The 17,668-nt window shown below is 73.7% G+C and carries 17 protein-coding genes and 3 tRNA genes; 5 read left to right on the top strand and 15 right to left on the bottom strand.

Annotated features, from left to right (window positions below; translation table 11 throughout):
* Window positions 1-29 precede the first annotated feature (29 nt).
* Complete coding sequence (locus Q0817_RS14105) at window positions 30-950, bottom strand: NADP-dependent oxidoreductase (RefSeq protein ID WP_298589396.1); 921 nt, start codon at window positions 948-950, stop codon at window positions 30-32.
* A 45-nt stretch (window positions 951-995) separates the two neighbouring features.
* Entirely contained in the window at window positions 996-1,859 is an 864-nt protein-coding gene (locus Q0817_RS14100) for a potassium channel family protein (protein ID WP_298589393.1), read from the bottom strand.
* A 166-nt stretch (window positions 1,860-2,025) separates the two neighbouring features.
* Here Q0817_RS14100 and Q0817_RS14095 point away from each other — a divergent pair, with 166 nt between their 5' ends.
* On the top strand, window positions 2,026-3,273 hold the full coding sequence (locus Q0817_RS14095) for a cation:proton antiporter (RefSeq protein WP_298589390.1): 1,248 nt from the start codon (window positions 2,026-2,028) through the stop codon (window positions 3,271-3,273).
* Window positions 3,274-3,324: 51 nt separating this feature from the next.
* On the top strand, window positions 3,325-3,882 hold the full coding sequence (locus tag Q0817_RS14090; RefSeq protein WP_298589388.1) for a DUF421 domain-containing protein: 558 nt from the start codon (window positions 3,325-3,327) through the stop codon (window positions 3,880-3,882).
* A gap of 45 nt (window positions 3,883-3,927) precedes the next feature.
* Here Q0817_RS14090 and Q0817_RS14085 read toward each other — a convergent pair whose 3' ends face one another.
* The 4 genes from Q0817_RS14085 to Q0817_RS14070 form a co-directional block, all read right to left on the bottom strand.
* Window positions 3,928-4,194: an SHOCT domain-containing protein gene (locus Q0817_RS14085; protein ID WP_298589385.1), complete on the bottom strand. Its 267-nt coding sequence runs from the start codon at window positions 4,192-4,194 to the stop codon at window positions 3,928-3,930.
* 156 nt (window positions 4,195-4,350) lie between these two features.
* Window positions 4,351-5,055, bottom strand: a complete 705-nt coding sequence (locus Q0817_RS14080; protein WP_298589382.1) for a triacylglycerol lipase — start codon at window positions 5,053-5,055, stop codon at window positions 4,351-4,353.
* Entirely contained in the window at window positions 5,052-5,843 is a 792-nt protein-coding gene (locus Q0817_RS14075; protein ID WP_298589379.1) for an alpha/beta fold hydrolase, read from the bottom strand. Before Q0817_RS14075 ends, Q0817_RS14080 begins: the two co-directional genes overlap by 4 nt.
* Entirely contained in the window at window positions 5,840-6,979 is a 1,140-nt protein-coding gene (locus Q0817_RS14070) for a glutamate--cysteine ligase (protein WP_298589376.1), read from the bottom strand. The genes Q0817_RS14075 and Q0817_RS14070 overlap by 4 nt, the downstream gene beginning before the upstream one ends.
* Window positions 6,980-7,279: 300 nt before the next feature.
* On the opposite strand from Q0817_RS14070, the gene Q0817_RS14065 reads away from it, so the two are divergent.
* The 3 genes from Q0817_RS14065 to Q0817_RS14055 all read left to right on the top strand — a co-directional run bounded on the left by Q0817_RS14065 (window position 7,280) and on the right by Q0817_RS14055 (window position 10,366).
* Entirely contained in the window at window positions 7,280-8,329 is a 1,050-nt protein-coding gene (locus Q0817_RS14065; RefSeq protein ID WP_298589468.1) for a TerC family protein, read from the top strand.
* A gap of 202 nt (window positions 8,330-8,531) precedes the next feature.
* The gene (locus tag Q0817_RS14060; RefSeq protein ID WP_298589373.1) at window positions 8,532-9,788 is read left to right on the top strand and encodes a heparan-alpha-glucosaminide N-acetyltransferase domain-containing protein; all 1,257 of its coding nucleotides are present in this window, start codon (window positions 8,532-8,534) and stop codon (window positions 9,786-9,788) included.
* A gap of 146 nt (window positions 9,789-9,934) precedes the next feature.
* Complete coding sequence (locus Q0817_RS14055; RefSeq protein WP_298589370.1) at window positions 9,935-10,366, top strand: OsmC family peroxiredoxin; 432 nt, start codon at window positions 9,935-9,937, stop codon at window positions 10,364-10,366.
* A 219-nt stretch (window positions 10,367-10,585) separates the two neighbouring features.
* On the opposite strand, the gene Q0817_RS14050 is transcribed toward Q0817_RS14055, so the two are convergent.
* The 9 genes from Q0817_RS14050 to Q0817_RS14010 all read right to left on the bottom strand — a co-directional run bounded on the left by Q0817_RS14050 (window position 10,586) and on the right by Q0817_RS14010 (window position 17,622).
* Window positions 10,586-11,566, bottom strand: coding sequence for an NAD(P)/FAD-dependent oxidoreductase (locus Q0817_RS14050; RefSeq protein WP_298589367.1), 981 nt, complete (start codon window positions 11,564-11,566; stop codon window positions 10,586-10,588).
* A 156-nt stretch (window positions 11,567-11,722) separates the two neighbouring features.
* Window positions 11,723-11,798: transfer RNA gene (locus Q0817_RS14045), tRNA-Glu, on the bottom strand.
* Window positions 11,799-11,939: 141 nt separating this feature from the next.
* Window positions 11,940-12,015: transfer RNA gene (locus Q0817_RS14040), tRNA-Glu, on the bottom strand.
* Window positions 12,016-12,037: 22 nt separating this feature from the next.
* Window positions 12,038-12,109: transfer RNA gene (locus Q0817_RS14035), tRNA-Gln, on the bottom strand.
* Between the two features lie 88 nt (window positions 12,110-12,197).
* Complete coding sequence (locus Q0817_RS14030; protein ID WP_298589364.1) at window positions 12,198-12,776, bottom strand: cupin domain-containing protein; 579 nt, start codon at window positions 12,774-12,776, stop codon at window positions 12,198-12,200.
* Window positions 12,777-12,903: 127 nt separating this feature from the next.
* Window positions 12,904-14,418, bottom strand: a complete 1,515-nt coding sequence (gene gltX, locus Q0817_RS14025) for a glutamate--tRNA ligase (protein WP_298589361.1) — start codon at window positions 14,416-14,418, stop codon at window positions 12,904-12,906.
* A 74-nt stretch (window positions 14,419-14,492) separates the two neighbouring features.
* The gene (locus tag Q0817_RS14020) at window positions 14,493-15,266 is read right to left on the bottom strand and encodes a fumarylacetoacetate hydrolase family protein (protein ID WP_298589357.1); all 774 of its coding nucleotides are present in this window, start codon (window positions 15,264-15,266) and stop codon (window positions 14,493-14,495) included.
* 71 nt (window positions 15,267-15,337) lie between these two features.
* Window positions 15,338-16,447, bottom strand: coding sequence for a branched-chain amino acid aminotransferase (locus tag Q0817_RS14015; RefSeq protein WP_298589354.1), 1,110 nt, complete (start codon window positions 16,445-16,447; stop codon window positions 15,338-15,340).
* A 98-nt stretch (window positions 16,448-16,545) separates the two neighbouring features.
* Window positions 16,546-17,622, bottom strand: a complete 1,077-nt coding sequence (locus Q0817_RS14010; RefSeq protein ID WP_298589350.1) for a 3-isopropylmalate dehydrogenase — start codon at window positions 17,620-17,622, stop codon at window positions 16,546-16,548.
* Window positions 17,623-17,668: the final 46 nt, after the last annotated feature.

The following is a 17,668-nucleotide window of genomic DNA, read 5'->3' as shown; positions in this document are numbered from 1 at the left end:
TGCACCTACGCGCCGCCGGGCGCCGGGGCTCACGCCATGCGGACGGCGATCTTGCCGCGGACGTGCCCCTCCTGGCTGAGCCGGTAGGCCTCCACGGCCTCGGCCAGCGGCACGCTGCGGGCGAGCTCGATCCGGAGCGCGCCCCGGTCCACCAGCCGGCCCAGCTCGGTGAGGTCCTCGGCGGAGGGACGCACCCACATCCACGTCCCGCCGTGGGCCTCGACGGCGTCGTCGGCCACGGAGGCGTGCCGTCCGCCGTCCTTCAGGACGGCGAGCGTCTGCTCGACGACCCCGCCCACGAGGTCGGCCACGACGTCCACGCCGTCGGGGGCCAGCTCCCGGACCCGCTCGGGCAGCCCGTCCCCGTAGGCCACGGGCTCCGCGCCGAGACCGCGCAGGTAGTCGTGGTTGGCCTCCGACGCCGTGCCGATCACGCGGGCGCCGCGGGCCACGGCGAGCTGCACGGCGTAGCCGCCCACGCCCCCGGAGGCGTTGTGCACGAGCACGGTGTCCCCCGCGGCGACCTCCAGACGGCCGAGGAGCTGGTAGGCCGTGAGCCCGGCCAGCGGCAGAGCGGCCGCCCGGTCCCAGTCCACGGCGGCGGGCTTCGGCGCGAGCAGCCGGGAGGGCAGGGCGACGTACTCGGCCATCGTGCCGCCGTGCACCCAGTCCGTGCGGGCGTAGGAGATCACCTCGTCGCCGGGGGCCCACTCGGGCACGTCGATGCCGACGGCCTCCACGACCCCGGACACGTCCCACCCGGGCACCACCGGGAACTGGACCTCCATGAGCGGATCGAGGCCGCCGGACATGATGATCCGGTCCACGGGGTTGATCGCGGCGCTGCGCACCTTCACGAGCACCCAGCCCGGGGGGACCTTGGGCTCGGGGAGGTCGGTGAGCTCGAGAACTTCGGGGCCGCCGTAGCGGGCGTACGTCAATGCCTTCATGCTCGGCGCAACCGGCGGCACCGGGGGCGTATTCCCCGTGCGGTCTCAGCGGCGGGGCTCGCGCCCGTGGTCCTCGGCGTACGCGGCGAAGACCTCCTCGGGGGTCTCCCCCGTGCTGAGGAAGTCCTCCCGCAGCTTCTGCCCCAGCTGATCCAGGGCCAGTCCCAGCCGGCGGGCGCTCGTGCGCACCCGCGGCGCGGAGCACGCGGCGGCGCGGTCGCGCAGCTCGAGCGCGTAGGTCAGGTGCCGGGCCAGGGAGAGGTCCGGGTCCTCCTCCTGGAAGTAGTACGTCTCACCGTGCTGCGTGAAGTCGATCCGGGCCTTGGTCACCTCGGCGGCCAGGCCGTCCAGCACGCGGGTCGCCGTCACCGGGTCCTCGTCCGCGAGGCCCTCCGCGTAGTCCACGTCGGCGAGGGACTTCAGCTCGAGCGCGAGGGACCGCCGGCGGGACAGGGGCGGGTAGATCTGGGTGAACCACGTCAGGGCCGCGGTGAGCAGGGCGAACCCGGTCAGCGCCTCCAGCGGGGACGCCATCCGGATCCAGGGGTCGGTGGCCACGACGTCCCCGAAGCCCAGCGTCGCCAGCGTCACCAGGGAGATGTAGAGCGCGTCCAGGACGTCGGGGTAGGCGGCCGGGTCCACCCCGGGCGAGTACGCGAAGCCGCCGGGGACGTGCGGCAGGTAGACCAGGGCCCAGCCGACCCCCTGCAGGAGCACCCACAGGAGCACCACCGTGATCATCGAGCCCGGGCCCACGGCCGAGCCGAAGCGGTGCCCGGTGCGCCGCGAGAGCCACCAGACGGCGGCCTGCACCCTGCTGCCGATGGCCCCCGAACCGCTGGGGTGCAGCAGGCTGTGGTAGATGTCCCACAGGCCGACCAGGACGATCGCGATCCCGGTCACTGTCATCAGCACGTCCACGTCGTCGCTCCGTTCCCCTTGGCGCGTGTCCTCGTCCGGTGACCCTACCCGGTGCCCCGCGCCCGGGGCCGCTCTTGCTCCGTCCACCATCAGCAGGGTTACGGTGGACGTCCCGGGTCCCTGCCCGGTCCGTGACGGCGGCGGAAGGAGCCACATGGACATCAACCTGGTGCTGGCGCTCTTCGCCGGCGCCGTTCTGCTGCTCTCGGCGTTCTCGACGCTGCTGCAGCGGATCAGCCTCCCCGGCCCCGTGCTGGCCCTCGCGTTCGGCGCGCTGATCGGCCCCTTCGCCCTCGACCTCGTGCGGATCGAGGACTTCGGCCTGCCCCCGGGCACGCTGCTCGAGCAGGCGGCGCGGATCACCCTGGCCGTGGGTCTGGCGGGGGTCGCGCTGCGCCTGCCGCACGGGTACTGGCGGCGGGACGCGCGCTGGATCGCGGTCGTCATCGGTCTCGGCATGGTCCTCATGCTCGCCGTGGCCACCGGCGTGCTGTGGGCGGGCCTCGGCGTGCCGTTCCTCGTGGCGCTGCTGCTGGGAGCCGTGCTCACCCCGACCGATCCGGTGGTCACCACTCCCATCGTCACGGGGTCCCTGGCCGAGGACAGGATCCCGGAGCGGGTCCGGCACAACCTCTCGGCGGAGAGCGGGATCAACGACGGCCTGGCCTACCTCTTCGTGCTCCTCCCGGTGCTGCTGCTGAGCGAGCCGGACCGGGCCTGGCACGAGCTCCTGACCACGGTCCTGCTGTGGGAGGTGCTCGGCGCCGCCGCCTTCGGAGCCCTGCTCGGGTTCCTGCTGGGGCGGCTGTTCGTCCTCGTCCGCCGGCACGGGCTCATGGAGGAGAGCTCCTACCTGGCCTTCGTCGTGCCGCTGGCGCTCCTCGTGCTGGGGACCGGCAGGCTGCTGGGCACCGACGCCCTGCTGGCCGTCTTCGTGGCCGTCGCCGTCTTCGGCCAGGTGATCCCGCAGCGCGACGAGGCGCAGGAGGACAAGGTCCAGGACGCCGTCGCCCGGCTGTTCCTGCTGCCGGTGTTCATCCTGCTGGGCCTGGCGCTGCCGGTCGACGAGTGGGCGCGGCTGGGCTGGGCGGCCCCCGTGGTCCTCGGCGCCGCGGTGCTGCTGCGCCGGCTCGTCGCCCTGTGGGCGCTGCGGCCCCTGCTGCGGGGCGTGCACGACCGCTCCGAGACGTTCTTCCTGAGCTGGTTCGGGCCCATCGGGATCTCCGCCCTGTTCTACGCCACCCTGGCCGAGCGGCACACGGGCCACCGCGAGATCTTCGTGTACACGACCCTGGCCATCACCCTGTCCGTGCTGGTCCACGGGCTGTCCACGGCCCCGCTGAGCGCCTGGCTCCAGCACCGGGAGCCGGAGCGGAGACAAGAGAAGGAGACCGCCGCATGAGTCCCCCGCAGCGCTGCCCCGGGACGGCCACGACGGAGCGGGGGTTCCCCCGTGTGGTTTGACTCCTGGTCCGCCATCCTCCGCATCCTCCTCGTGGGCGCCGCGTCCTACACGACGCTCGTCGTGATCCTGCGCCTGTCCGGCAAGCGCACCCTCGCCCAGCTCAACGTCTTCGACTTCGTGGTCACGGTCGCCCTCGGCTCGACCCTCGCCACGATCTTCCTCAGCACGGACGTCTCCTGGGCCGAGGGGATCACCGCCCTCGCCCTGCTCGCCGCCCTCCAGCTGCTGGTGGCCTGGATCTCCGCGCGCTGGCCGCGGGTGCGCGGTGTCTTCACCGCCGAACCCGCGCTGCTGCTGGCCGGGGGACGGTTCCGCCACGACGCGATGCGGCGGAACCGGCTCACCGAGTCGGAGCTGCGCCAGGCCGTGCGGATGCAGGGCACCGGTGACCTCTCCCAGGTCGAGGCGGTCGTGCTCGAGACCAACGGCAAGCTCAGCGTCATCACGTCGAGCTCCTACGGGGACGGGTCCGCCCTCGAGGACGTCCGCGGGACCGAGGCCCTGGGCGACGACGACCGGCGGGGACCGGCACGACCGGAGGCATGAACGGCACCGTGCGAGGGGTCCGCCGGCCGGACGGACCCGGGGCGCTCACGGGCCGGGGCGGCCCTCCTGCTCGAGCAGCCGCAGCCGCTCCCGGTACTCGTCCTCGGTGAGTTCACCGGCCGCGTGGCGCTCCAGCAGTCCGTCGCGGGCCCGGCGCAGACCGAGCCGGGTGCGCGACCTGCGTCCCCAGCGGGTGTTCTGCCCGTAGCGGCCCACGACCCAGCGGAGGCCCCGCGCCGCGGTCCAGACCGCGGCGGCGAGCAGCAGCGCCCAGGACATCACCTCCCAGCCCTGGAAGGGCGTCAGTCCCATCACGACCACGGTCCCACCCGTCCCTCCGGCGTCGTCCGTCGCTCCCGCCCCCCGGCGTCCCGCTGCCGGTGCGCTCGGTGGCGGAAGCGTAGCAGTCGCCTCCGACGCCGGGCCGGTCCCGGCCGGGACCGGCCCGGCACGGTGCCGTCGGCGGGGTCAGCGGCCGAGCGCGCCGATCCCCTCGACGATCGCCCGGTGCACGCGGGGGTCACTCAGGGGCAGGAAGTGCCCGCGGGTGCCGAGCCGGACGTTGCGCGCCCCCTCGAGCCGGCTGCCGCCCGGGATGTGGGGGTCGAACCGGCCGTAGACGGACACGATGTGCCGGTTGACCTCCCGGCTGGTGGTCAGTGCGGTGAGCTCAGGGGAGTGGGGCAGGAACACCCGGATCGTCGGGAGGGGCAGCAGACGGGCGAGCACCGAACCGGAGAACGGCGTGTTGACCGCCACGAGGCCCTGGATCACGGTGCGCTCGTTGTGGTGGACCAGGAGGTGCTTGCCGATCAGCCCGCCCTTGCTGTGCGCCACCAGCACGCAGCGCTCGAGCCCCTCGCGCCGGATGTGCTCGTCGACCAGCGCCGCCATCTCCTCGAGGGTCCCGGTGTTGTACCTCAGGTCCTCCACCACGTGGACGTCGTGGCCGTGCTCCCGCAGGAATCCGGCCACCGGGAGCATGAAGGTCCACGACTCGTAGATGCCGGGGATCAGCACCACGGGGAGCTTTCCGGGCTCCCCCGGAGCCCGGTAGTGGGCGGGGTCCCAGCGGCCGAGGAGGCCGGCGGCCTGCCACCGGAGGGCGTAGGCGTAGTCCCGGGCCCAGGCCGCGAGATCCGCGCCCGCCCCGCCCAGCCGCCGCGCGGTCACGACGGACCGGCCGGACGGGGACCGGGGCGGCAGGCGGCGAGGAAGGGCGCGCACGCCGCGGCGAGCTGCCCGGGGTCGGTGTGCTGGACGTTGTGCGGGGCGCCGGGGATCTCGAGGAGGCGGGCGTCGGGGGCGGCCCGGGCCAGCCGGCGCGCCCAGTCCCGCCGGGCGATGGGGTCGCGGGCCCCGCGCACGACCAGTCCGGGGGGCGTGCAGCCCCGGATGTCCTCCTCGATCCGGTCGCGGAGCATGTGCCGGGCGGTGCGCAGGTAGCGGAGCGGTCCCATCCGGAGGTAGTCGCGGACGATGAGGGCGTTGGTCCGCGGCGGTTCGCGCAGGGTGTCCCGCAGCAGCCGCCACGCCTGGCGGAGCAGGGTGCGGGCGGTGGCGTCCACGGTCGGTCCCACCAGCACGTAGCCGGAGCACAGCCCGGCATGGTCCTTGACGGCGTCCACGACGATCTGGCAGCCCATGGAGTGGCCGACGACGACGGGGGCCTCCAGCCCCAGCGCCGCGACCGCTCCTGCGACGACCCGGCCGAGCTCGGGCACCGACAGGGCCCGGTCCGGTCGCGGCGCGGACCCGTAGCCCGGCAGGTCGAGGGCGTAGACGTCGTGCGTGGCCGCGAGCGCCTCCGCCAGGCCCAGGAAGTAGGAGCCCGAGACCCCGATGCCGTGCACGAGGACGACCGGGGGCAGCCCCCGGTGGAAGCTCCCCCGCACGACCACCGTGCAGGCTCCCACGTCGAGACGACGCCGCTCGAGCACGGGGTGCCGCCGGGCCCTCACCGGTGGGTCGCCTCGAGTGCCGTGCGCACGACGTCGTGCGGGTCCTGCCGCGCCGCGAAGGCCGCGCGCTGCCGCCGGGCCCCGGACCCGTCCCGCAGGACGCCGGCCACCACCGCCTCCACCTGCTCCGCCTCGCCCCACTCCGCGAGCACGGGGTGCACGAGGTCGAGCAGCTCGGCCACGACCTCCGCGGCGGGCGCGGGCGCGCCGGAGACCGGGCTGACCAGCGCGCCGCCGACCCCGGCGGCGCCGGCCTGCCAGGACCACGCGCGCAGCTGTCCCACGCCGGTCCGCGGAGCAGTGGCACCGCGCCGCCACTGCCGGGCGGTCGTCTCGACCAGGGCACGGGCCAGGGCCGCCAGCACCGCGGCGTGCTCGGCATCGAGGCACACGTCCGCGACCCGGATCTCCACGGTGGGGTACCGGGCGGAGAGCCTGGCGTCGAAGTACAGCATGCCGCGGTCCAGGGCCACCCCGGAGCGCAGCAGGGCCTCGCACCGGCGGTCGTACTCCTGGGGCGTGCCCAGCAGCTCGTCGGGCCCGGCCGTGGGCCAGCGGGTCCACGTCTGGTACCGGTAGCTGCTGTACCCGGTGTCCTGGCCGTACCAGAAGGGCGAGTTCGCGCTCAGCGCCAGGAGCACCGGGAGCCAGCCGCGGATCCGGTCCAGCACGGCCACGCCCTCGCCCCGGTCGGAGATCCCCACGTGGACGTGCAGCCCGCACGTCAGCTGCTCGTCGGCGACCAGGCCGAAGCGCTCGCGGAGCCACTCGTAGCGGGGATGCGGCACGAGGTGCGGTCGGGTCGGGAACACCGGTGAGGCCAGGGCCACGACCCGGGCGCCGGCGCGGCGCGCGGCGGCGTCCAGCAGTGCCCGGCCTGCGCGGATGGCCGCGAGCTGGTCCGCGAGACCGGTCACCGGTGGGCTCGCGACCTCGATCTGCTCCTGCTGGAGCTCGGTGAAGACCCGGTGCCCGGACCGCGCGGGGTGCTCGTCCTGGTCGCGGACCACGCTGCGGCTCACCGCCGCGGGCTCGAGGGTCCCGGCGTCCACGAGGAGCAGCTCCTCCTCCACGCCGAAGGTGCGGGTGGGGCCGGTGGGCCCTGCGGGGGACGGGTGCGGGATAACGGTGATCACCACCATCCGGGACGGGCTGGAGCGGTGCGGTCGGGCACGGTGGGAGTGCCCGCCGTCGTCGCCGGGGAACTCCCGGCTCACTCCGGAGCGTAGCACCGGGCGCCGGTCGGGCGGCCCGGCGCACGGCGGCCGTGGCCGCCTCTTGACGCGGAGGACGCGGCGAGGTTCGCTGGAGGCTCCAGGAGGGGAGTATCCCCCCGCGCAGCGTCGTCACGACGGTCCCTTCGCAGGATCCGGCGCGCGGGCCCGGAACGGGCCGGGAGAGACCTCCGGTCCGGAACCGGAGGGTGGCTGGTGTCGATGGACGTCCCGTTCTGGGGGTGGGCCGCGGTGGTCGGCGGCATCGTGGCGCTGCTGGCCGTGGACCTGCTCGCCCACCGGCGCCCGCACGCGATCGGGCTGCGCGAGGCCGCGGTGTGGACCGCGATGTGGGTGGCCTGCGGGACGGGATTCGGGGTCATCGTCTGGGTCCTGTTCGGGGCGCAGGCGGGACAGCAGTACTTCGCGGGGTACCTGATCGAGAAGTCCCTCTCCGTGGACAACGTCTTCGTCTGGGCCGTCCTCCTCAGCTACTTCGCCGTCCCCCGCGCCTACCAGCACCAGGTGCTGTTCCTGGGCGTCTTCGGCGCGCTGGTGCTGCGCGCCGGCTTCATCGCCGCGGGCGCGGCGCTGATCCACGCCTTCGAGGGCGTGCTCTACCTCTTCGCCGCGTTCCTCCTCTACACCGGGTGGCGGATGCTCCGGCAGCGCAACGCGCGCCTGAACCCGGATCAGTCGAGGGTGCTGCGGCTCTTCCGCCGGTGCGTGCCGATGACGGAGGTCTTCTACGGGCAGCGGCTGGTGGTGCGCGTCGGCGGGGCGCTGCGGGCCACGCCGCTGCTGGCGGTCCTGGTGCTGATCGAGGCGACCGACGTGGTCTTCGCCGTCGACTCCATCCCGGCCGTCTTCGCGGTCACCGACGACGTGTTCATCGTCTTCACCGCCAACTCCTTCGCGGTCCTGGGGCTGCGGGCCATGTACTTCCTGCTGGCGGACCTGATGCACCGGTTCGTCCACCTCCGCGCCGGGCTGGCCCTGGTCCTGGTGTGGGTGGGCGTCAAGATGACGCTCAAGGTCGACCTGGTCGACATCCCCACGGGTCTCTCGCTCGCGGTGATCACGGTGATTCTCGGCGTGTCGGTCGGGACGAGCCTGCGCGCCACCCGCGGCCAGGGGCGGCGGGCGCCGGAGTGCGCGCAGGCCCCGCCGTTCCGGACCGCGACCGCCGCGGAGCTCGCGGCCCTCCAGCCCCTCCGGGCGTCCCGCCCCGCTCCGCCGGACCGGGGCGAGGACGGCCGGGGCGACCGCTGACACCCCGCGCCGGACGCGGGCGAGCTGCTGCACTGCGCGGTGCCGGGCCGCCCGGCCCGGCACCGGGCACGGCCCGGTGAGCCTCCCGGCGCAACGTTGCCGCGACCACGGGCACGGGTGCGAAGATTGGCGGCAGTGCACACGACATCCTTCAGCGCGGCCCACCGTGGGGCCGGGGATGAGGAACAGGACGGCGGGACCCATGAACGACCACCCCACGCGAGACCGGCCCGCGGCGGCCACCGGCGGGCTCGACCCCCGCCGGTCGGCCGGGCGCCTGGTCGCCGTGGACGCCGCGCGGGGACTGGCTCTCGTCGGGCTGACGGCCGTCCACTTCCTGCCGCAGTCCTACCCCGACAACGACCGGCCGACGCTGTCCTGGCTGCTGTTCGCCGGGGACTCCGCGGCGCTGTTCGCCCTGCTCGCCGGGGTCAGCCTCGCCTTCTCCACCGGCGGGCGCAGGCCCCGCCGGGGCCGGGACCTCACCGCCGCCCGCGCCGGGATGGCGGTGCGCGCGCTGCTGATCATGACGGTCGGCCTGACCGTGGCCTACCTGATGCCGGAGGACCCGCCGGCCGTCAGCATCCTGGTCCACTACGGGCTCTTCTTCCTGCTCGCGCTGCCCTTCCTCGGCCTGCGCGCGCGGACCCTGTTCCTGTGCTCCGGGGCCTTCCTGCTCCTCGGGCCCTTCCTGATCCACTGGCTGGGCGATCTGGTCCCCGAGCACAGCGCCGTCAACCCGACCTTCGCGCAGGTGGTCACCGAACCGGCCGGGCTGTTCTGGCAGCTGACGCTGACCGGCACGTACCCGGCCGTGACGTACATGGCGTACCTGCTGGCCGGACTGGCGCTCGGCCGGCTCAACCTCAAGAGCCTGCGCCTGCAGTCCCGGCTGCTGGCGGTGGGGCTGGGCCTCGGGGCCCTCGCCAAGCTCGTCTCCTGGGTGCTCCTCTACGGCATGGACGGCTACAACGTCCTGCTCTACAGCATCGTCTCCCTGACCCGGGCGGACCTGGACCACATCATCGTGTTCGGCGGCGACGGACCGCTGCCGACCTCCTCCCTGTGGTGGCAGGCGCTCTCCGCCCCGCACGCCAACACGCCCCTCTCGGTGGCGTGGAGCCTCGGCGTGAGCATGGCCGTGCTCGGCGCCCTCCTGCTCGTCGGGCGCGAGTTCGGCAAGTGGCTGCTGCCGCTCACGGCCATGGGAGCGATGACCCTGACCCTGTACACGGCCCAGCTGGTCCTGCTCTCCACCGAGGTCCACTACAGCAGTCCCCTGCTCTGGTTCCTCGCCTGCCTCGTCGTCTCCGCTCTCGTGGCGCTCGCCTGGCGGCACGCGTTCGGGAGGGGCCCGCTGGAGCGGGTGGTGTCCGCGGCAGCGCACGCGACCACCCGCGCCGTCGCCGACCGCGGGACCCCCCGCGGCCCGGACACCCCGCGGAAGCCCCTCGGGTAGCGCTTGCGGTGGTCCTCCGCGGCGCACTGAGCACCGCAACACGGCCCCGGCCGGTCCTACGCCGCGCCGGATCCGTTAGCGTGACAGCAGCGCCGCCCGGCGCCGGCAGGCGGAGCGCCTGCCTGCCGTGGACCTCAGGAGGAACTATGCCGAAACCCGTCGTCAGCAAGGCCAGCACCGTCTGGACCGGCGATCTCTTCAACGGCTCGGGCACCACCAGCCTGGGCGGCTCGGGCCTGGGCCCCTTCGAGGTGGACTGGGACACGCGCGCGGAGAGCGGCGCCGGGCCCCGGACGAGCCCCGAGGAGCTCCTGGCCTCCGCGCACGCCACCTGCTACGCCATGGCGTTCTCCAACATGCTCGCCCAGAACGACACCCCGCCCACCCGCCTGGACTCCTCCGCCGAGGTCACCTTCGTGGCGGGCGAGGGCATCAAGGGGGTCAGGCTGATCGTCGAGGCGCAGGTGGAGAACATCTCCCAGGAGGACTTCGCGCGCATCGCCGAGGAGGCCAAGTCCGGCTGCCCGGTCTCGCAGGCACTGTCCGTGGACATCACCCTGGACGCCTCGCTGGCCTGATCCGGTCCCGGCCCCGCCGGCCCCGGGGAGGACCCGGGGCCGGCGGGGCCCACCGATCCGTTCCCCACGCTCCGCCTCCACGGCGTCGCGGCCGGCTCCCCTCGGGGGCGCCCGTCCCTGACGACGGCGCCCCCCGGAGCGGCGGCTCGGCCGCACCCGCGCGCGGATCCGGGCACGGACAGGCATCCGCTGCCCGCCGGGGGTGCCGCCGGGAACGGCCTATCGGCCCGGTGCCGTCGGACCGTGTGCGGTCAGCGCACGGTCGAGGTCCTCGGCCAGCAGATCCGTGTTGACGGCCGTGCCGGTCTTCAGCCCCGCGGCCGCCGCCGCGAGGACCTGGGCGTGGAGGTCGGTGACGTTGCCCGCCACGTAGACCCCCGGCACGTCCGTGCCGCCCGTGGGCGCGGAGGGCACGCAGCTGCCGACCGCGTGCCCCTTCTCCTCCTCCTCGGCCGTGCGCAGCCCCAGGGAGTCGATGAGGCCGGAGCGGACCGTGAACCGCGGCACGACCACCACGGCCCGGCACGGCACCAGGTCCCCGGACGCGAGCCGCAGCCCGGCGATCCGGTCCCCGGACACCTCCACGCGCGCCACCTCGCCCGCCACGCACGCGATGCCCAGAGCCGACAGCTGCGCCCGTTCGTCGTCGTCGGGATCCGGGGCGGTGTGCTGCACGAACGTGACGTCGTGGCTCCACTGCCGGAACAGCTGCGCCTGCTGCACCCCCGTGGGACCCGTGCCCAGGACCGCCAACGGCTCGTCGCGCCACTCCCAGCCGTGGCAGTAGGGGCAGTGGATCACGTCGCGTCCCCACCCCTGCGCCAGGCCGGGGAGGTCCGGCAGCTCGTCGGTCAGACCGGTGGTGATCAGCACCCGGCGCGCCCGCACGGACCGTCCGTCCTCGAGGGTCAGGACGAACCGCACGTCCCCGGGGCCCTCCCCCGCGGCGCGCGCGGAGGCCACGGTGCCGTCGACGACGTCGGCCCCGTAGCGGGCGATCTCGGCCCGCCCGTCGGCGAGCAGCGCTCCCGGGGCGTCGCCGTCCCGGCCGAGGTAGTTGTGCACGTGCTCGGCCGGGTCGTTGCGCGGGGCCCCGGCGTCCACCACGAGGACGGTGCGCCGGGCACGGGCCAGGCACAGCGCTCCCGCGAGGCCCGCCGGACCCCCGCCGGCGACGACCACGTCGTAGCTCTCGTTCATCCTGCGCTCCCTCGTGCCGGGGACGGTCGCGGCGACGGTCCGTGCCGCCCTGCCAACGTAGCAGTGCGGGCGGGACAATGTAAGCCTGCTTAGTGCCTGCGGTGGTGCGGGGACGACGAAGTCCCCCGGACCGTGCGGTCCGGGGGACTTCTCTCGTGGTGACCCCAGCGGGATTCGAACCCGCGTTACCGCCGTGAGAGGGCGGCGTACTAGGCCGCTATACGATGGGGCCCTGCCGAACCGGTCCGCGGCTTCCCGCGACCGGCCTCGTACACTGTACCAGGTCCGCGGCCGTGCTCCGGACGCCCGCGCGCCCTCCGGAGAGCGGACACGAGAACACCCCCGGACCACACGGTCCGGGGGTGTTCAGCGGTGGTGACCCCAGCGGGATTCGAACCCGCGTTACCGCCGTGAGAGGGCGGCGTACTAGGCCGCTATACGATGGGGCCGTACTGATCCGATGGAGCAGTGCTGGGATACCAGGACTCGAACCTAGAATGACGGTACCAGAAACCGTAGTGTTGCCAATTACACCATATCCCACTGTCGTCCCCGGCCCGGCGGTTTCCCGCGGCGACCGGCGCAACGCAAGAAAACTATACCGGCCTTCCGGCGGGGCGGCAAATCGGGCTCAGCCGCCGTAGCGCTCCTCGAGCTCGCGGTCGATCCCCCGGCGACGGGCGATCCCCGCCAGCACCCGGAGGACCGGTCCGAGCCAGCGGTAGAGCCCGGGCAGGTTGATGTCGGTCCACTGGACGAGCAGGGCCGTGCGCAGCAGGCTCCGGGGCCGGCCGTCCCGCCGGACCCGCCCGTCCCGGGCGAGCCCGTACAGGACCACCAGACCCTTCTCGAAGCCCTCGTGGGCAGGACGCACCTCGACCACGAACCGGGCCGGTGCCCCGGCCGTGTTCTTCCAGCGGAACAGGTGGTCCTGGGGCACCTCGACCTCTCCCCCGGCGCCGAGGTCGCGCACGACGTGGCCGACCTGCACCCGCAGCGCGCCCTCGATGACTCTCAGTCGCATCCCGAACCGGCGGTGGTAGTGGGCGAGCACCTCTCCCCCGGGATCCACCTCGACGTGCAGCAGGGCGTGCTCGCCCCCCGTCTCGGCGCCGGTCCGCAGCCACGTGACGGCGTCCCGCTGCACGGGATTGCGGTGCTGCGGGCGCCCCGCGCGCATCGCGTCGATCTGGTCGTCGGTCCGGTCCATGGTGATCGCCCCCGTGCTCCAGGCTACGCCGGAGCGAGCCGGTGCGCGCAGATGACGTCCACGACGACGACGGTCCGGCCCACCGCCCGCAGGAGGTGCGCCGGACCGTCGTCGTCCGGGCGGGCGCTCAGCCGAGCTGGGCGGCGAGTGCGCACAGGCGGGTCAGGGAGGAGTCCTTGCCGAGGATCTCGAGGGACTCGAACAGCGGCGGGGAGATCCGCCGCCCGGACACGGCGGTGCGGACGGGGCCGAAGGCCAGGCGCGGCTTGATGCCCAGCCCGTCGACGATGGCCTCGCGCAGCGCTGCCTCGAGCGCCGCGGAGCTCCACTCCTCGAGCGGCTCCAGGGCGGCGAGCGCGGCCCGGAGGACCTCGCCGGCGGAGTCCTTGAGCTGCTTGCGGGCGTCGTCGGCGACCTCGATCTCGTCGTCGCCGGCGAAGAGGAAGGACAGCAGCTCGGGGGCCTCGCCGAGCAGGTTCATCCGCTCCTGGACCAGCGGCGCCGCCCGGTCGAGGATCTCCCGCTCGCGCTCGTCGAGGGTCTCCCCCAGCACGCCGCCGGCCTGCAGGTACGGGACGAGCCGGTCGCGGAAGTCCTCGGGGCCGAGCCTGCGGACGTGGGTGCCGTTGATCGCGGTGGCCTTCTTGAGGTCGAACCGCGCGGGGTTGGCCAGGACGTCGTGGACGTCGAAGTGCTCCACGAGCTGCTCCACGGTGAAGACGTCCTCGTCCGCGGACAGGGACCAGCCCAGCAGGGCCAGGTAGTTGAGCAGGCCCTCGGGGATGAACCCGCTGTCCTTGAGGTGGAAGAGGCTGGACTCGGGGTCGCGCTTCGACAGCTTCTTGTTGCCCTCGCCCATGACGTAGGGCAGGTGGCCGTATTCGGGCACGTACTTCGCGAAGCCGATCTCCACCAGCACGCGGAACAGGGCGATCTGGCGCGGCGTCGAGGAGAGCAGGTCCTCGCCGCGCAGCACGTGGGTGATCTCCATGAGGGCGTCGTCCACGGGGTTGGTGAGGGTGTACAGCGGCTGGCCGTTGGCGCGCACCACCACGTAGTCCGGGATGGACCCGGCCCGGAAGACGATCTCGCCGCGGATCATGTCTTGGACCACGATGTCCTCGTCCGGCATCCGCAGCCGCAGCACGGGCTCCCGGCCCTCGGCGCGGAACGCAGCGATCTGCTCCTCGGTGAGGTCGCGGTCGAAGTTGTCGTAGCCGAGCTTGGGGTCGCGGCCGGCCGCGCGGTGGCGGGCCTCGACCTCCTCCGGGGTGGAGTAGGCCTCGTAGACGGCCCCGTGCTCCCGGAGCCGGGTGGCCACGTCCCGGTAGACGTCGAGGCGCTGCGACTGCCGGTACGGGGCGTGCGGGCCGCCGGTCTCGACGCCCTCGTCCCAGTCGATCCCGAGCCAGGCCAGCGCCTCGAGCAGCTGCTGGTAGCTCTCCTCCGAGTCGCGCAGGGTGTCGGTGTCCTCGACGCGGAAGACCATGGTGCCGCCGGTGTGCCGGGCGTGGGCCCAGTTGAACAGGGCGGTGCGGATCAGCCCCACGTGCGGGGTGCCCGTCGGGGACGGGCAGAAGCGCACGCGCACGGGCGAGGACGTGGCGGGGGTGGTGGCCGGGGTGGCGGGCGTGTCGGTCATGGCTCTTCCGTGGATCGGTCGGGGTGCGGGGCGGGGGTGTGCGGTGGGGCGGGGCGCGCCGGGGCTCGGGGAGGTCAGCGGCGCAGGACGGTCGGCAGGACGCCGATGCCCTCGACCTCCACCTCGATCCGGTCGCCCTCGTCGACGATGCCGACGCCGGCGGGCGTGCCCGTGAGGATGACGTCGCCGGGCAGGAGCGTGAACGCCTGGGAGACGTAGGAGACGAGGAACGGGACGTCGAAGACCATGTCCCGGGTGTTGCCGTCCTGCTTGGTCTCGCCGTTGACGCGGCTGCGCACGGCGAGGGCGGAGGTGTCGAGCTCCGTCTCGATCCAGGGCCCGAGCGGGCAGGCGCCGTCGAAGCCCTTGGCGCGCGCCCACTGGCCGTCGGTCTTCTGCACGTCACGGCCGGTGAGGTCGTTGGCGGCGGTGTAGCCGAAGACCACCTCGGGCACGCGCTCCACCGGGACGTCCTTGCACATCCGCCCGATGACGACGGCGAGCTCGCCCTCGTAGGAGACCTGCTCGGTCCACGAGGGCAGGGTCACGGGGTCGCCGGGACCGGCCACGGAGGTGTTGGGCTTGAAGAACAGCATCGGAGAGGTAGGCAGCTCGTTGCCTAGCTCCGCCGCGTGGTCGGCGTAGTTGCGGCCGACGCACACGATCTTGGAGCGCGGGATCACGGGGGCCAGGAGGCGGACGTCGGCGATGTCGTGGCGCTGCTGGGTGGGGTTGATCCCGGTGTAGAAGGGGTCGCCCGCGAGGACGGTGACCGTCTCCTCGCCGGCGGCGCCCTGCACCGCGCCGAAGTGGATCTCGTTGTCGACCGTGAACCTGGCAATTCGCATGGGACCAGGCTATCCCACGGCCTGCGGGAGGACGCGCGGCCCCCGTTGGCGCCGCCGGGGGCCGCGGGAGCTCAGACCAGGCGGGTCAGCCAGCCGTGCGGGTCCTCGGCGCGGCCGGTCTGGATCTCCAGGAGCTGCTTGCGGATGTCCATGGTGACCTCGCCGGGCCGGGCCCCCTCGTCCCCGATGGTCTCCTCGGTGGAGACGAGCCGGCCGATGGGCGTGATGACGGCGGCGGTCCCGCACGCGAACGCCTCGGTGATGGTCCCGGCCTGCCAGCCCTCGCGCCACTCGTCGAGGGTGAAGCGGCGCTCCTCGACGCTCATCCCGCGGTCCTCGGCGAGCTGGATGATCGAGCGGCGGGTGACGCCCTCGAGGATCGTGCCGGTGAGCTCGGGCGTCACGAGGCGGCCGTCCTCGTAGACGAAGAACACGTTCATGCCGCCCAGCTCCTCGACGGCGTCCCCGCGGTCGCGGTCCAGGAACATCACCTGCTGGCACCCGTGGGCGTCGCCCTCCATCTGGGCGATCAGGGAGGCGGCGTAGTTGCCGCCGCACTTGGCCGCTCCCGTGCCGCCGCGCCCGGCCCGGGCCCAGTCGCGGGACAGCCAGATGTCCACGGGCTTCACCGGGCCGCCGAAGTAGTTGCCGGCCGGGGAGGCGATCACCGAGTACAGCACCTGCCGGGACGGGCGCACGCCCAGGAACGCCTCCGTGGCGATCATGAACGGGCGCAGGTACAGGGACTCGCCGTCCCCGTCCGGCACCCACTGCTCGTCCACCGAGACGAGCTCCCGCAGCGAGTCCAGGAACACCTGCTCCGGCAGCTCCGGCAGCGCCAGCCGGCGGGCGGACCGGTTGAGCCGGGCCGCGTTGGCATCGGCCCGGAACGTCCACACCGAGCCGTCCGCGTGCCGGTAGGCCTTGAGTCCTTCGAAGATCTCCTGGCCGTAGTGCAGCACGGCCGCGGCGGGGTCCAGCACCAGCGGGCCGTACGGCTCGATCCGGGGGTCGCTCCAGCGCCCCGTGCCCTTCTCGACGTCCCCGAACCAGTCGATCTTCACCATGTGGTCGGTGAAGTTCGTGCCGAAGCCCGGATCGGCGAGGATGGCCGCCCGCACCTCCTCCGGGACCGGGTCCTGGCTGAGGTGGTGGGTGAAGGTGGTGGGCTGTGTGGTCACTGCGTCTCCCTGCGAGGTCGACCCCGTGGCGACCGGCACGCGGGGCTCAGCTGTTGATTCCGTGCCCCAGCCTATCCCCGGAGCACGGGCGGGTCGGCTCAGGCGAGGGCGGCGAGCACGCCGTCGCCCACCTGGGCGGTGGTGCGGGTCTCGTTGCCGTGCTCGGCGAGGTCCTTCTCCACCGCGGCCTCGATCCGGGCGGCCGGCCCGGGGTGGCCGAGGTGGTCCAGCATCATGGCGGTCGCGAGGATCGCCGCCACGGGGTTCGCCTTCTGCTGTCCCGCGATGTCAGGGGCGGAGCCGTGGACGGGCTCGAACATCGACGGCGCGGTGCGGTCCGCGTTGATGTTGCCGGCCGGGGCCAGGCCGATGCCGCCCGTCACCGCCCCGGCGAGGTCGGTGAGGATGTCCCCGAAGAGGTTGTCGGTGACGATGACGTCGAAGCGTGCCGGGTCGGTCGTGAGGAAGATCGTGGCCGCGTCCACGTGCAGGTAGTCGACGGTGACGGCGGGGAACTCGGCGCCGATCTCCTCGACGAGGCGGGCGTAGAGGCGGCCCGCGTTCACGAGCACGTTGTGCTTGTGCACCAGCGTGAGCCGCTTGCGCTCCCGCCCGGCGGCGAGCTCGAAGGCGTAGCGCACGAGGCGGCGCACGCCGTAGGCGGTGTTGAGGGAGACCTCCGTGGCGATCTCGGCGTCGGTGCCGCCGCGCAGCACCCCGCCGTTGCCGGCGTAGGGGCCCTCGGTGCCCTCGCGCACCACCACGAAGTCGATGTCCCCGGGGGCCGCCAGCGGGCTGGTGGTGCCGGGGAAGAGCTTGGACGGGCGGAGGTTGACGAAGTGGTCGAGGCTGAAGCGCATCTTCAGCAGCACGTCGCGCTCGATGATCCCGGACGGGACCCGCCGGTCGTCAGGGGCCGCTCCGACGGCCCCGAACAGGATGGCGTCGAAGGCGCGCAGCTCGGCCAGCGTCCGGTCGGTGAGGGTCTCCCCCGTCTCCAGCCAGTGCTGGGCGCCGAGACCGAACTCCTGCTTCTGCACGGTGACGCCGGCCGCGGCGGTCACGGCGTCGAGGACCTTCTCCGCCTCGGCCACGACCTCGGGGCCGATGCCGTCACCGGGCACGAGGGCGATCTTCAGGTGGGCGGGGGCTGCTGCGGCTGTCGGCTGGCTCATGGCCCCAGGATAGGAGCACCACGAGCCGTCCGACCACGGAGTGGAC

The organism is uncultured Kocuria sp. (genome assembly GCF_947500125.1).
Lineage (GTDB): Bacteria > Actinomycetota > Actinomycetes > Actinomycetales > Micrococcaceae > Kocuria.
This window is presented reverse-complemented; position numbering and strand designations above follow the sequence as displayed.

What these genes read in the sequence shown, in the direction of transcription:
- Q0817_RS14105 (WP_298589396.1), bottom strand. Translation starts at nt 950, where the DNA reads ATGAAGGCATTGACGTACGCCCGCTACGGCGGCCCCGAAGTTCTCGAG.
- Q0817_RS14100 (WP_298589393.1), bottom strand. Translation starts at nt 1,859, where the DNA reads ATGACAGTGACCGGGATCGCGATCGTCCTGGTCGGCCTGTGGGACATC.
- Q0817_RS14095 (WP_298589390.1), top strand. Translation starts at nt 2,026, where the DNA reads ATGGACATCAACCTGGTGCTGGCGCTCTTCGCCGGCGCCGTTCTGCTG.
- Q0817_RS14085 (WP_298589385.1), bottom strand. Translation starts at nt 4,194, where the DNA reads ATGGGACTGACGCCCTTCCAGGGCTGGGAGGTGATGTCCTGGGCGCTG.
- Q0817_RS14065 (WP_298589468.1), top strand. Translation starts at nt 7,280, where the DNA reads ATGGACGTCCCGTTCTGGGGGTGGGCCGCGGTGGTCGGCGGCATCGTG.
- Q0817_RS14060 (WP_298589373.1), top strand. Translation starts at nt 8,532, where the DNA reads ATGAACGACCACCCCACGCGAGACCGGCCCGCGGCGGCCACCGGCGGG.
- Q0817_RS14055 (WP_298589370.1), top strand. Translation starts at nt 9,935, where the DNA reads ATGCCGAAACCCGTCGTCAGCAAGGCCAGCACCGTCTGGACCGGCGAT.
- Q0817_RS14050 (WP_298589367.1), bottom strand. Translation starts at nt 11,566, where the DNA reads ATGAACGAGAGCTACGACGTGGTCGTCGCCGGCGGGGGTCCGGCGGGC.
- Q0817_RS14030 (WP_298589364.1), bottom strand. Translation starts at nt 12,776, where the DNA reads ATGGACCGGACCGACGACCAGATCGACGCGATGCGCGCGGGGCGCCCG.
- gltX (WP_298589361.1), bottom strand. Translation starts at nt 14,418, where the DNA reads ATGACCGACACGCCCGCCACCCCGGCCACCACCCCCGCCACGTCCTCG.
- Q0817_RS14020 (WP_298589357.1), bottom strand. Translation starts at nt 15,266, where the DNA reads ATGCGAATTGCCAGGTTCACGGTCGACAACGAGATCCACTTCGGCGCG.
- Q0817_RS14010 (WP_298589350.1), bottom strand. Translation starts at nt 17,622, where the DNA reads ATGAGCCAGCCGACAGCCGCAGCAGCCCCCGCCCACCTGAAGATCGCC.